Source organism: Fructilactobacillus sp. X2R5C2 (assembly GCF_059901375.1).
The window spans coordinates 18,156-31,189 of sequence record NZ_JBWXUX010000002.1 but is presented as its reverse complement, the minus strand read 5'-3'; the positions used below and the strand labels follow the sequence as shown (position 1 = coordinate 31,189).

Sequence of the window (13,034 nt, the reverse complement as noted above, 5' to 3'; positions counted from 1 at the left end):
CCTCATTTATTTTTTATAATATTTAACTCAGCTTTTAACTTTCCCTTTTTAGAATGACCATTATATCCAACTACTCTTATTCTACCGTATCCGCGAACAGAAATCATATCAGAAACTTTAATTTCATAGTTTGGTTTAGTAAATTCAAACCAGTTTAGCCGCACTTTTTCGTGTTCGACTAGTGACTTAGCTACACTACGAGAAATCCGAAAGCCAATTGAAATAACTACATCTAACCGAAATGATGGAAGAGTAACAAAACTAGTAATCCAGTCATTTTCTCCCTGTATCATTTCACTTAAATTAACTTCCTTTAAATTAACTTTCACACGTCCAATGCGATCAACTTCCTGAGTCAGATAGCCAACCATTTCTTGTTCACAAATAAACTGAAAACGGTCGCCATCAGTCAGAATGTCACCAAGAACTTTCCGTTCAATTCCGCTTCCCATTAAACTGCCAAGAACTTGGTTATGATGAATTGAAGCAAACTTTTCTGGGTATTCAATTTCAACTAAGGCTAACCGGTAGTCTTTAACCTCTGGATGAAAGTAGTCTGGATAAATAATGCCACGTTTCATTTCAGCATCTTTATAGCCACCAAAAGTTGATAATTGCAAATGAGGATAGCGGTTCACTAAAGTTTGTAATAAATAACATTCCCGTGAATTTAAAAAGCTAGTAAGGATTGGTCGATATTCGGAATTAGCACTCTCGATCCAATCACTAGCGGTTTGAAGAAAGGGGATCTCAGACTTTCTAAAATGTTGTTCAATATCTTTTTCAATACTCATGCTATCCAACCAGACTTATTATAATATTTCCAATATAAGTCACACCGAACTGTAAAAGTTGAAGCACAATCAATGCCAAAATGGGACCAAATCCCAGCATTCCGATATGAGCAAAATTAAAGTATTCTAAAAACGGATTAACGATTCGCCCCAAGAACTGGCCAAACCTAGATTGGGATGCCCCCGGAAACCAAGTTAGTAGTGCATCAATCACAATCGCTAACATGTATATTTGAATTGCGTAATTAATAATTCTAACAATCCAATCAATCACCATAACCAATTAAATCATCCTAACCGACTATTAAACTTTTCGTCCATTGCCCCATCAATATCAAAATTATTAGGTGCACAAAGAAAAATTTTATCATCAATTCGTTTTATTTTTCCGTCGATTGCGTAAACAGTCCCATTTAAGAAATCAACAATTCTTTTAACAGATTCATTACTAACGCCGTCCATTTTGACGATGACAACATTGCCACCAATTAACTTACTGGCAATGCTTTTTGCATCGGCATAAATGCGTGGCTCTAAAATGGCAATTTTACTATTAGAAATATCACTTTGACTCATTGAAACAACCTTTCGTGGGTTGCTCTTTACTGACGGAACAGCATTCTGACTTGTTTCATCATTTTCATAGGCTTCATCGTCATCATCAAGCCCCAAAAACTTTTTAATCTTATTTGACATTACTAACTCCTCTCCGAAAACTACTGCTTATTGTTTCGGTTCCGATATCTGAAGAATGGAGGGACATCATCATTGTCGTTTCCACTATCATCATTGTTATTTGAATCTGAATTGTTTCCAGCATCAAATGGTTCAAAGTCCTGTTTTTCAACGTTTGAAAATTTATCATCATTTGAAGATGAATCATTGTCTCTTACATCATTCTGGTTATCACTAATATCCCAGTTATGAAGTGGGTCATCATTGCTGGAATCAGAATTGTCTTTTTGTGAACTATCAGTCTTAGGACTGGCAAATGTACTTGAACGATTCTTGCGAGCTAAAGCTGGACTAGCAGAACGATCTGGATCACCAGTTTGAATTCCGGTGGCAACCACTGAAACCTTAACCTCGTCACCCATATTTTCATCAATTGAGGTTCCAAAGAAGATGTTAACATCATTAGACGTTGCATCAGATACAATATTAGCCGCATCCTGAGCTTCCGCAAGCGATAGCTCTGGACCAGCTGTAACATTAAGTAAAACCTGTTGAGCACCATCAATTGAAACTTCTAATAATGGAGAATTAATGGCTTTTTTCGTTGCTTCTTCAGTCCGATTTTCGCCTGTTGCAGCACCAACTCCCATAAGAGCTGAGCCCTGATTTTGCATAACACTTGTAACATCAGCAAAATCCAAATTAACAACTCCGGGACTGGTGATCAAATCGGTGATTCCTTGGACACCTTGGCGTAGAACATCGTCAGCATCTTTAAATGCTTCCATCATTGGTGTCTTTTTATCAACCATATCCAACAAACGATTATTGGATACCACTACCAAAGTGTCAACGTTCTGCTTTAAAGCTTCAATTCCTTCGGTAGCATTGTGATCCCGTTTTGGTCCTTCAAAAACAAAGGGACGAGTAACTACGCCAACCGTTAATGCACCTGCGTCTTTTGCAATTTTAGCAACGATGGGAGCGGCACCAGTTCCGGTTCCACCACCCATTCCAGAAGTTACAAATACCATATCAGCATCATTTAGTGCATCAGTAAGAGCCTCTTCACTTTCTTCGGCCGCTTTTGATCCTACTTCTGGGTTTGAACCAGCTCCAAGTCCCTTAGTAAGCTTAGGTCCTAAATTAATTTTAGTCTCTGCTTTAGAACTTCCTAAAGCCTGTAAATCGGTGTTGGCAGCAATAAATTCTACTCCCTTGACACCTTCTTCAATCATTCGGTTGACGGCATTTCCACCACCGCCACCAACTCCGATGACTTTAATTGTTGCACCATTATTTTTATTTGCATCCATTGAATAGTCCATATTTTATCGATACCCCCGCGTTACTCGAAAAAGTGATGTACGATACCACTAAATCTTTCGCCTAAATTCTTATCACTCTTTGGTTTCTTTTCACGTTTCTTTTTTGCCGTTTTATTCTGTCTTTTTTGCTTAAAGGGAATGGATCCAGATACTTTTGGCTCAGACTCAGGTTCAACTTCTCTGGCATTTCCGTTGTCACTGTGAGTGAACTCACCATGGTCAAATGCAGAACGTACTAACCGCTCGATTTGACTCAAATTACCACCATAATTAACTAAAGATAGTGCTAATGACAAAGAAGGATGTCTTAAACCAATTTGATCAGGAATATAAACTCTGACATTCACTCCAAAAGTATTAGCTGCTAACTCAGCAATTCCAGGCATTGATGCTACTCCCCCAGTTAGAACAATTCCACCAGGCAGACTTAGAGCATCAATTCCGTCAAGGTCAGTTTTCAATCTACTAAAGATTTGGTCAATTCGTGCTTCGATAATCTCAGCCAATAACTTTTCACTTACGTTAACTGGTTGTCCTTGACCAACCACATCAACTGGGAATTCGTTATCTTCACTAGCTTGATCAACATCAGCATATCCATAGCCACGCTTCAGCTTTTCAGCATTAGAAGCAGATGTATTTAACACTGAGGAAATATCTTTAGTTATGTATTGTCCACCCTCAAGATCCACATTTGCATACTTGAGTTCAAAGTCATGAATAACCGCAACTGTTGATTGGCCACCACCTAAATCAATCAGTATTGTACCAAACTCTTGCTCTGATTCACTTAAAATATATTTTCCTTCAGCTTGAGGATCAACGACAAGTGCCTCGATGTTTAGTCTAGCATTTGTGACAGCCTTCTTGATATTGTGAATGATTGTTTTAGGTCCGCTAATCATACGCCCATTCATCTTAAGGCGATTTCCAACCATTCCTCTTGGATCTTGAATCCCATCAAAGCCATCAACCATGAACTCATCAGGAGTTAAATCAATCACTTCACGTTCAGGAGGTAGATTAGTATCAATCGCAGATTCAGCAACGTCAACAACGTCATCATTAGTGATTTCTTCTGATTGATCAGGAAGTTCAATCATTCCAGAACACTTATCAATTTTTATTTGGTCAGCAGGAATGCCAACAATTACGTTACTAATCTTGACACTGGCTTTTTCTTCAGCCTGTCTAATTGCGCGTCCAATTGCGTTTGAAGCCTTGTCAATATCAACAATAACTCCCCGGCTAACTCCAGCTGATCTCTCGTTACCAACCCCGATTACATTCATTTGATTGTTGGCTTTTTCCGCTACAATCACCTTAATCGAAGTGGTTCCAATATCTAAACCAATGTACATATTTGAATCGTTCATAATCTGGAACCTCCATATAAAGTTTATCGAAAACGATGGTCCAATAAACCATAATCTCATTTAATTTTAACACACATAGTGAATGTTAATAAAGAACTCTCATTTCCCCAATGGATACGAATATGCTCCCACTTCCATGTTGATAACACTCTTTTGTTTTAGGGTCTTAGCAATTGACGGATAGTAAGCCATTTTCCCTGCCATTGTGCTAGTTTTAACATAAACTTCATTTCCATCTTTCATCACAATCTTAATTCTTTCAGGATTACTTTTGGTAGTTGCACTTTGTAATTCCTTAATTTGATTTCGAATGGGTTGCTTAATGTTTTTATATTGTTTTAAAACATTTTTAATTTCTTCTTTTTGGTTAAAACCAGAAAGAACACAAACATCATCTAAATTTTTAATCTTAACCGCTTGATTAGAAATATTGCCAGACGGGTAAACTGGATAATATTTACCATCCCTTAAAGCATACTCAGGGTCAGAATAACCCATCACTTTTACATTTAATTGATTATGATGCGTAAAAACGAAATCAATCTTTTTAACCTCAGCATTATGATTCAAGACGTACTGCCGTGCTTTGGACTGATTCCTTTTAACCATGAACAACGAATCTCCAGCTTGAAATGGAATTTGATCCTTAATATTAGCATCCGCCAATTGCCTATCAGTTTGAACTTTAACCGCTGATATTCGACTGTACGGCAATACAAAATACAGTGAGATTAAGGCAACTATGCTAAAAGCTAATAGGATTGGTAAAAAGCCTTTAATTAACTGCCGACGTTGCTGTTTTCGAATCCCGGGAATTTGATGGCCAACCCGATATCTACTATTTTTTCTTTGTTTTCTCTCTTGGTATCTTTCCAACCGACCAGACGAATTGGAATCACTGCCATTGGTTTTCATCACGATCACCCGTTAAGCTTCTTTATGATGTTTTTTAATTGCAGTTTGGCAAACTGCTAAAAGTTGATCTGCTGCATTTCGAACTCCCATATTATAAGAATTAGCAGCCATTTGTTTTCTTAATTCAGAATTATGCATCAAAGAATCCACTTTAGTTACTAATGACTGTCCGTTAAGATCTTTTTCCGTCAAAATCATTGCGGCATTATTTTTCACCAAACTCATGGCATTCTTAGTCTGATGATCGGCTGTAACATATGGACTGGGAATCAGGATTGCGGGAATTCCAATTGCGGTAATTTCAGCAATACTGGTGGCCCCTGCTCTTCCTACAATTAGGTCAACTTTTGGCAAAACTTCCGGCATATTAGAAATATACGGTAAAACTGCAATATTACTGTTGACTTTAACGTTCTTCAACTCATCTTTTACACTTTGATAACGCTTTTGACCAGTTACAAACACAACTTGATACTTGCGTCGGTCAAATTCAGGAATTGCTTCTACGGTTGAAGAATTAATCTTCAGGGCACCCTGGCTCCCACCAAATATTAAAACGGTTGGAACGTCATCTTTTAAGCCAATGCTGCTCCATTTAAAATCACTTTGTATATTTGCAACCTGTTGGGCACGAGGATTCCCAGTAAAAACAACTTTATTTTCAGGAAATTGTTTTCGGGCATCGTCAAAGGCAATGGCAATCTGATCCACGTAACGACTTAAGAAACGATTAGTTAGTCCAACCACACTATTTTGCTCATGAATAACGGTCGGAATCCCCATTTTGGCTGCAGCATAAACCACGGCACCACAAACATAGCCACCTGTTCCAACAACGACATCCGGTTTAAAATCTTTAATGATTTTCTTTGCTTCATGAACACTTTTTAAAAAGAGCCAGACGGTTTTGAAATTGTATAAACTAAATAACTTCCGTTTAAAGCCCTGGATGTTTAACGCATCAAACTTGAGTCCTTTTTCCGGAACAATTTTTCCCTCAAGCCCACGATCAGATCCAACATACAAAACTTCTGAATTAGGCTCTTTAGCTTTTAATGCGTCAATTAAGGCAAGCGCGGGGTAAATATGTCCTCCCGTTCCGCCTCCTGATACAATCATTCTCATTAGTTGGTCTCCTTTTTACCAGTTAACTTTTCAACATCTTTAATGAATTCATCACCACGATCACGATACGTTGCAAACTGATCCCAACTAGCATTAGCTGGTGACAATAATACGATATCGCCTGGTTTACTCATCTTAAAGGCCTCAGGAACAGCCTCATCAAGATTTTTAACTTTCTTAATCTGTGGTACCCCAGCTTTTTTTGCCGCCTCTTCTAATAAGTCAGCAGTTTGACCAAACAAAACAATTCCCGCCAAACTATCCTTAAAATCTGGTACCAATTTATCGAAAGTATATCCACGATCAAGGCCGCCTGCTAGTAAAACGATGGGTTCATCAAAGCCCCTCAAAGCCATCTGAGTTGCTTCAATATCGGTTGCCTTCGAATCATTATAAAATTCACGATTGTCAGCCGTTAATACGTACTGAACTCGGTGACGAACTCCACCAAAATTTTTTAATACCGACACAATGGCTTCAGTAGGAATCTCATATAATTTGGCAACCGCAATGGCAGCTAAAGCATTTTGAACATTCTGTTCACCTGGGACCCGAATGTCTTTTTCATGCATAATAAATTCATCTTTAAAATAAATGTCTCCATCAGATACATAGGCACCATTCTGATAATGATCAGTTAGTGAAAATGGGATAATTTGTGCGTTACTGCGCTTACTTAACTCTCTCCATTCTTCACTATCAAAGTTAATTACCAGATAATCATTTTTGGTCTGATTCTTAGTAATTTGCATTTTAGCATTCACATAATTTTCCCGTGTCTTGTGATAATCCAAATGATTGGAAAAAATATTAGTAATAACGGCAATATGAGGATGAAGTTTGGGGGTACCTAATAACATAAAACTTGAAATTTCTAATACCAAGACATCTTCCTTAGTAACTTCTTGAGCTACCTTAGTTGCCGGAATTCCAATGTTACCACCATCTAATGCAGTTCCATGCTGTTTACCAGCCTGCAACATCTTAGTAATCATAGTCGTTGTAGTTGTTTTTCCATTGCTTCCAGTAACCCCTACTAATGGCGCCTCTGAAACTTCAGCAGCTAGCTCCAGTTCCACAATAATCGGAATATTTCGAGATTGAGCGGCTTTTACTAGTTCATTATCGTACGGGATTCCGGGATTTTTAACCATCAAATCCATGCCATCAAGCAAAGAAACAGGAGACTTACCAGCCACCACTTTGACCCCATCATTTTGTAAATCATTGTACGCTTTGATCTGATCTGCTGGTTTAGCATCCGTTAACGTAACCTTGGCACCCAATTTAACTAGTAGTTCGGCTGCATTAGTTCCACTCATTCCAGCACCAAAAACCAATACGTTTTTATTTTTATAATCGTCAACTTTTTTCATAATTAAAACTCCCTAAAAACTAAATCATTGTAATAACACCCGTTATGGCCGTAAAGAGCCCCACTAACCAAAAGACAATATCAATCTTCCATTCACTCCATCCCATCATCTCAAATGAATGATGAATGGGAGTCATCTTAAAGATCCTTTTACCAGTTAGTTTAAAAGATGTTACTTGTAAAATAACACTGGCCGTTTCAATAACAAACACTAGTCCAATCCATAACAAGGAAAGCTCATGATGAAGCAAAATTGATACGGCGGCTAATGCTCCGCCTAGCGCTAATGACCCCATGTCCCCCATGAAGATCTTAGCGGGTTTATGATTAAAGATCAGAAAGGCTAATAAAGCTCCTGCCACTGACATACAAAAGATTTCAACTTCAAATTGATGCTGAAAGTATGCCACCACGGCATATGCTCCAAATGCAATGATCGCTAATCCACTCACTAATCCATCCAATCCGTCGGTTAGATTAACTGCATTTGAGAATCCAGCCAACCAAAAGATAATGAATAGGACGTAAAAATAACTTAGTGGAATTTCACCAAGATTGAAGAAACGAATGGACATTGGAAATCCATCTGCATAATAGACCCATGCAAAGACCAAAGCACCAACGATCTGAAGCAGAAATTTTTGCCATGCTTTAAATCCTTCATTTTGACGTTTAAACAATTTGATGGAATCATCCCACATCCCAATCAATCCGTAAAAGACAAGAACAAATAACAAGATGAGCAAAGTTGACTTTAATTGGTTAACTACTAAGCCATAAACTAAGCATGTAATCACAATCGCAATGATAAAGCCTAACCCTCCCATTGTAGGAGTGCCACTTTTGCTTTCGTGCCAGCTAGGGCCTTCCTCCCTGATCATCTGACCCTCATGCTTTGATCTAAAATAGCTTACTAATACTGGAGTTAGTCCCAGTGTAATAATAAATCCTCCAACTAGTGGAATTAACCAATCCATCACTTTTCATCCTCTCAAAATTATTTTAATTTAATTACTAACGTGGTCTTGGGGGTAATTCGTTGACCACGATTAATACTTTGATTTACTACATTGCCCTTACCAGTAGTACTTAACTTAATGTCCAATAGATCACTAAGGGTCTGAACATCTTTTTGACTCCATCCTTTAATGTCTGGCATTCTTAAAACACCACTAGTAAGTAAAATGATATGATTATTGCCAGCTCCAGCGCCGATTGCCGTTGGGCTTTGTTTTGTAATTGTATCACCATCACCGATCACGATTGGTGTCATATGACTCTTATTAAGCTGATCCTTAGCTTGGTCCGTCTTCTGATTAACAACGTCTGGAACTTGAGTATTATTTTCACTATTTTGTGTTAATGCTCGTTTCATAACGGGATTAAAGATCTGTGCCATCAATTGAGAAGCTGTCTTACTACCATTTAAGGTTGGCTGCTTCATGCTGACATACATAATGTATCTTGGATTAGATGATGGAACCATTCCAGCCACTGAGTAAAGATAACTATCATCACCGTTTTCATATCCACCCGTTCCATTACTTACTTGGGCAGTACCGGTCTTTGCTGCTACTCGATAGCCAGGGATTTGATAATCATGTCCAATTCCATACGGCTTATAAACAACATCTTCCATGTGTTTTCGAACTTCTTGAGAAGTTGAAGCTTTAATAGGATGACCAAGGGTTTCCTCTTTATAAGACTTCACCACTTTATGATGATCATTGGTTATATTATCAACAAATCGTGGCTTAATCATTTTTCCGTTATTAGCAACCGCAGTTAGAGCTTGTACCATTTGTAACGCCGTAACCTGAATTCCTTGGCCAAAGGATGTATTAGCCTGTTCAATTGGTAATTTAAACTGCATACTACCTGAATCATCATCACCGAAAACTGAGTTAGTATTCTTAAGGAACTGAAAACGATTAATGTATTCTTTCCATGTTTTTGGACCCATTTGTTCCTCTAAGTGTGCCATGGCAACATTACTAGATAAGGCAAACCCTTTATTATAAGTGATTCGGCCCCAACCAGTTGGCAACCAATCAGGAACAGTTTTACCATCAATGTTATATTTTCCGGACAAGTAACGCTCGTTACCATGAAAATTACCACTATCAATTGAGGCCGCTAAAGTAAAGACTTTCATTGTTGAACCAGGCTCGAAAGCATCTTGAGTTAACGTATTTCGCCAAATTCCACCAAGTCCCTTACCAGTTGTGGCGTTAAAAGTAGGACGTTGAGCCGCAGCTAGCACCTTCCCAGTCTTAGCATCAATCAGCATGGCATTCATACTTTTAGGATGAACTTGTGATTGAACTTCCGTCATCTGATTTTCCAGAAGATATTCAAGTCGTGAGTCAATGGTCGTATGGACGTTATTACCGTTGATTGCCGGTTTTTCTTTTTGATTGTCCCCAGGAACTTCATACCCGTAATTATCATGGCGAACTTCTTTATAACCATTTTGGCCACTTAAAGTTTTATTAAATGACTTTTCTAACCCCATTTGTCCTACGAGGTTGGTTTCTTTCGTCTTATTATTAGTTACTTGTGAAGCTAGTCCCACGATATGCGAAGCAAAAACTCCGTTGGGATACAGACGGCTTTGTTGTTGAACAAACTTGATCCCTGGTAAATGCTGAGCCACAATCTTTTGTTTATCAACTAAGGAAATATTTTTCCCAGGATTTCCAAATTCCACTTGAAAGGCCTTTTTCTTGGGCTGAAGTGTCTTAAGGGCTTCTTTGTAAGTGATTGGCAAGTTTTCAGAAAGAACTTTAGCCGTCTTTTGGGGATTAGTCACGTAATCTGGTTTATTGTCTTTAGTCTTCTGTGATTTATTCAAGATGGCATAAATCGAGTAGGTACTAGTGTCTTCAGCTAGTGCCTGATTATTATTATCGTAAATTGTGCCTCGCTTGGATTTCAGCACGTTAGTTTGAGCATACAAATTTTTCGTCTGCTGTGCCAAATTAACGTTATTTGCGCTTTTAAAAATTGCTTTTTTAAAAAAAAAGCCGAAAATCAACAGGAAAACTACAATTACTAAAATCCGAAAATACATCCCAAATCTTTTTCGGTTAGCAATCGCATTTTTCCGATTTTTCATCTGCTCTTGTTTTTTATTCATTTTGTAATGTTCCTTATTTGATCATTCGAAAGTTTCAATCCAGATCCCTTAGCAACTTTATCCAAGCGTGAACTACTTTGTAATTCATCAATCTGTTGTTTAAGTCCTGTATTGGTATTATGTATTCTTGTTGATCTTGTTGCTGTATCTTGCAACGTTTGTTGTGCCCCTGAAAGCGATATTCTTGTCCAGACTAACGCAATTGCCATTAAAAAAACTACTGCACATCCAACTACTAAAACAGTAACTTCAAGTTTCGGGGTGAACCTATGTTCTTTTTGTGGAGCAGTGGGTTGGTGAGAATTGATCTGATTTCTGCGATACGTCTCATACGCATTCCCATTTGAATATTCTTTTCTTGCTAGACCATTTTGTGCCAAAGTTCCCACCTCCTATTTAATTTTCTCAATAATTCTGAGTTTGGCACTGTGCGATCGGTGATTTTGATTAAGCTCATCTGCACTGGGTAAAATTGGTTTTCTTTGGATCATTTTAAATTTTGGTTGCATTGCTTCAGGTATTACAGGTAAATCATGGGGCAAATCTTGAATGGTGGTTTTTTCTTTAAAAATTCCCTTTACCAATCGATCTTCTAATGATTGAAAAGTAATCACGCTAATTCTTCCGTGAACTTCTAACATGTCTAAAGCTTGCTCCAACGAATCTTCTAAAGCTCCCAATTCATCGTTAACAGCGATCCGAACAGCTTGAAAAACTCGTTTAGCAGGATTCCCGCCGTGCCTTCTGGCAGCGGCCGGAATGGCATTTTTGATAATTTCTGCTAGCTGTGTCGTAGTATCAATCGGATGATCAGCTCTAATACGCTCAATGCTTCTGGCAATTTGCTTTGAAAATTTTTCTTCACCATATCGATAAAAGATTTTTACTAACTTTTCATATGACCAATGATTAATAACTTCCCAGGCATCCAAGTTATTTCGTTGATCCATCCGCATATCAAGGCGAGCATCCTTTTGATAACTGAATCCACGTTCGGCGTCATCTAATTGAGGTGAAGATACCCCTAAATCATAAACAACCCCAGAAACGCTTGTAACACCGTATTGCTCTAGATCAGACTTAAAGTTTCTAAAATTATCATGAATGAAAGTTAACTCATTATCCTTTAAAAACTTTGCTAAATGGTGCTGATTATAGTCGATAGCAACTTGATCTTGATCAAAGGCATACAAATGACCATTTCTTAACTCAGAAAGGATCTTTGCACTATGTCCGCCACCTCCAAGAGTACAATCAACATAAATCCCATTGGGTTTAACGTTTAGACCACGAACAGCTTCGTTTAATAAAACAGTTTGATGTTCAAATTTAGCCATCATTAATTCACCCCAGCCTAATCATTAAGTAAGTTCTCAGCAATATCACTGAACTCACTAGAAGCCTCGTCCGTGTATTGATCCCACTTAGAAGCATCCCAAATTTCAAATCTAGTTGATACCCCCGCTAAGACACAGTTCTTAGTAAGATCTGCATACTTACGAAGTGACGTTGGAATGTTAACTCGTCCTTGCTTGTCAATGTCACATTCAGTAGCGGCAGAAAAGAAAAAACGGGCAAACATTCTGGCATCTTTTTTGTTAAATGGAAGTTTATTGATTTTTTCTTGAACTTTCTGCCACTCTTCTTCGGTGTATCCGAAAAGACAGCCATCGAGTCCCCGAGTAATAACAAACTTATCACCTAATAAATCTCGGAATTTAGCAGGAATAATAAGCCGTCCCTTGGTATCGATATGATGTCGATATTCACCCATGAACATGGCTCTCATTCCTCTCTTCCTAAATATAATCTTAGTTTACCACAATAACCCACTTCCTACCACTTCGCCTCCACAAAAATCCACAAAAAAATAAACGCATTGTGATAATTTTTATAATCAAAGATAATATAAAAATAATTATCCAATAAATATCACTCGCTCGCCAAAAGTTAATTAAAAATAACTTTGATCTTAATTGTCCCTCACTCACGACTCGATAAATAAGAAAAATAATTCCCATTATCATCCAAATTAAAACAAAGAAGGGCAAAAAAGAAAAACCGTGGTTAGTCATTGTAATGACATGTACAATCCAAATCCCAATAATTGGAAAGGAATCTAAAAAGTTTAGGCGTTGAAAAATTCGATTCTTAGTCACACGTTTCGAAATAATAATAATTAGACCGATTATTACAAAAAATAATGTTGGTTTAATCAAAGCTTGCATTAATGAATGCATGTTTGAAATATAATTGACCATTTTCATTTTCCCTCAACCCTTAAGTTTAGACATAATAAGTAATTTG

Annotated in this window: 14 protein-coding genes; all 14 read right to left on the bottom strand. The window is 37.7% G+C overall.

What is annotated here, in order from left to right; genetic code table 11:
* Positions 1-2: 2 nt before the first annotated feature.
* The 14 genes from AC6UD2_RS02705 to AC6UD2_RS02640 all read right to left on the bottom strand — a co-directional run bounded on the left by AC6UD2_RS02705 (position 3) and on the right by AC6UD2_RS02640 (position 12,955).
* The gene (locus AC6UD2_RS02705; RefSeq protein ID WP_500697953.1) at positions 3-794 is read right to left on the bottom strand and encodes a YlmH family RNA-binding protein; all 792 of its coding nucleotides are present in this window, start codon (positions 792-794) and stop codon (positions 3-5) included.
* Position 795: 1 nt separating this feature from the next.
* Positions 796-1,071 carry a YggT family protein gene (locus AC6UD2_RS02700; protein WP_010021208.1) on the bottom strand — a complete coding sequence of 92 codons (276 nt, stop codon included), beginning with the start codon at positions 1,069-1,071 and terminating at the stop codon, positions 796-798.
* An 11-nt stretch (positions 1,072-1,082) separates the two neighbouring features.
* Complete coding sequence (locus AC6UD2_RS02695; RefSeq protein WP_500697952.1) at positions 1,083-1,490, bottom strand: cell division protein SepF; 408 nt, start codon at positions 1,488-1,490, stop codon at positions 1,083-1,085.
* Positions 1,491-1,510: 20 nt separating this feature from the next.
* Positions 1,511-2,797 (bottom strand): cell division protein FtsZ, encoded by a 1,287-nt coding sequence (gene ftsZ, locus AC6UD2_RS02690; RefSeq protein WP_010021206.1) that lies wholly within the window; start codon positions 2,795-2,797, stop codon positions 1,511-1,513.
* A gap of 20 nt (positions 2,798-2,817) precedes the next feature.
* Positions 2,818-4,173 carry a cell division protein FtsA gene (ftsA, locus tag AC6UD2_RS02685; protein ID WP_500697951.1) on the bottom strand — a complete coding sequence of 452 codons (1,356 nt, stop codon included), beginning with the start codon at positions 4,171-4,173 and terminating at the stop codon, positions 2,818-2,820.
* A gap of 99 nt (positions 4,174-4,272) precedes the next feature.
* Positions 4,273-5,088: a cell division protein FtsQ/DivIB gene (locus AC6UD2_RS02680; protein ID WP_500697950.1), complete on the bottom strand. Its 816-nt coding sequence runs from the start codon at positions 5,086-5,088 to the stop codon at positions 4,273-4,275.
* Between the two features lie 12 nt (positions 5,089-5,100).
* Positions 5,101-6,213, bottom strand: a complete 1,113-nt coding sequence (gene murG / locus AC6UD2_RS02675; protein ID WP_500697949.1) for an undecaprenyldiphospho-muramoylpentapeptide beta-N-acetylglucosaminyltransferase — start codon at positions 6,211-6,213, stop codon at positions 5,101-5,103.
* Positions 6,213-7,589 carry a UDP-N-acetylmuramoyl-L-alanine--D-glutamate ligase gene (murD, locus tag AC6UD2_RS02670; protein ID WP_500697948.1) on the bottom strand — a complete coding sequence of 459 codons (1,377 nt, stop codon included), beginning with the start codon at positions 7,587-7,589 and terminating at the stop codon, positions 6,213-6,215. The genes murG and murD overlap by 1 nt, the downstream gene beginning before the upstream one ends.
* Before the next feature lie 19 nt (positions 7,590-7,608).
* Positions 7,609-8,565 carry a phospho-N-acetylmuramoyl-pentapeptide-transferase gene (gene mraY, locus AC6UD2_RS02665; protein ID WP_500697947.1) on the bottom strand — a complete coding sequence of 319 codons (957 nt, stop codon included), beginning with the start codon at positions 8,563-8,565 and terminating at the stop codon, positions 7,609-7,611.
* Between the two features lie 20 nt (positions 8,566-8,585).
* The gene (locus tag AC6UD2_RS02660; RefSeq protein ID WP_500697946.1) at positions 8,586-10,727 is read right to left on the bottom strand and encodes a penicillin-binding transpeptidase domain-containing protein; all 2,142 of its coding nucleotides are present in this window, start codon (positions 10,725-10,727) and stop codon (positions 8,586-8,588) included.
* Positions 10,724-11,107 (bottom strand): cell division protein FtsL, encoded by a 384-nt coding sequence (gene ftsL, locus AC6UD2_RS02655; RefSeq protein ID WP_052236627.1) that lies wholly within the window; start codon positions 11,105-11,107, stop codon positions 10,724-10,726. Before ftsL ends, AC6UD2_RS02660 begins: the two co-directional genes overlap by 4 nt.
* 12 nt (positions 11,108-11,119) lie before the next feature.
* On the bottom strand, positions 11,120-12,064 hold the full coding sequence (gene rsmH, locus AC6UD2_RS02650) for a 16S rRNA (cytosine(1402)-N(4))-methyltransferase RsmH (RefSeq protein WP_500698141.1): 945 nt from the start codon (positions 12,062-12,064) through the stop codon (positions 11,120-11,122).
* Positions 12,065-12,081: 17 nt separating this feature from the next.
* The gene (mraZ, locus tag AC6UD2_RS02645) at positions 12,082-12,507 is read right to left on the bottom strand and encodes a division/cell wall cluster transcriptional repressor MraZ (protein WP_039144940.1); all 426 of its coding nucleotides are present in this window, start codon (positions 12,505-12,507) and stop codon (positions 12,082-12,084) included.
* 31 nt (positions 12,508-12,538) lie between these two features.
* Positions 12,539-12,955, bottom strand: a complete 417-nt coding sequence (locus tag AC6UD2_RS02640; protein WP_500698140.1) for a DUF3397 family protein — start codon at positions 12,953-12,955, stop codon at positions 12,539-12,541.
* Positions 12,956-13,034 lie beyond the last annotated feature (79 nt).

Bases quoted from the DNA above. Each gene is read 5' to 3' on its own strand.
- ftsZ (WP_010021206.1), bottom strand. From the start codon at position 2,797: ATGGACTATTCAATGGATGCAAATAAAAATAATGGTGCAACAATTAAA.
- murD (WP_500697948.1), bottom strand. From the start codon at position 7,589: ATGAAAAAAGTTGACGATTATAAAAATAAAAACGTATTGGTTTTTGGT.
- mraZ (WP_039144940.1), bottom strand. From the start codon at position 12,507: ATGTTCATGGGTGAATATCGACATCATATCGATACCAAGGGACGGCTT.
- AC6UD2_RS02705 (WP_500697953.1), bottom strand. From the start codon at position 794: ATGAGTATTGAAAAAGATATTGAACAACATTTTAGAAAGTCTGAGATC.
- rsmH (WP_500698141.1), bottom strand. From the start codon at position 12,064: ATGGCTAAATTTGAACATCAAACTGTTTTATTAAACGAAGCTGTTCGT.
- murG (WP_500697949.1), bottom strand. From the start codon at position 6,213: ATGAGAATGATTGTATCAGGAGGCGGAACGGGAGGACATATTTACCCC.
- AC6UD2_RS02695 (WP_500697952.1), bottom strand. From the start codon at position 1,490: ATGTCAAATAAGATTAAAAAGTTTTTGGGGCTTGATGATGACGATGAA.
- ftsA (WP_500697951.1), bottom strand. From the start codon at position 4,173: ATGAACGATTCAAATATGTACATTGGTTTAGATATTGGAACCACTTCG.
- AC6UD2_RS02640 (WP_500698140.1), bottom strand. From the start codon at position 12,955: ATGCAAGCTTTGATTAAACCAACATTATTTTTTGTAATAATCGGTCTA.
- AC6UD2_RS02700 (WP_010021208.1), bottom strand. From the start codon at position 1,071: ATGGTGATTGATTGGATTGTTAGAATTATTAATTACGCAATTCAAATA.
- AC6UD2_RS02660 (WP_500697946.1), bottom strand. From the start codon at position 10,727: ATGAATAAAAAACAAGAGCAGATGAAAAATCGGAAAAATGCGATTGCT.
- AC6UD2_RS02680 (WP_500697950.1), bottom strand. From the start codon at position 5,088: ATGAAAACCAATGGCAGTGATTCCAATTCGTCTGGTCGGTTGGAAAGA.
- mraY (WP_500697947.1), bottom strand. From the start codon at position 8,565: ATGGATTGGTTAATTCCACTAGTTGGAGGATTTATTATTACACTGGGA.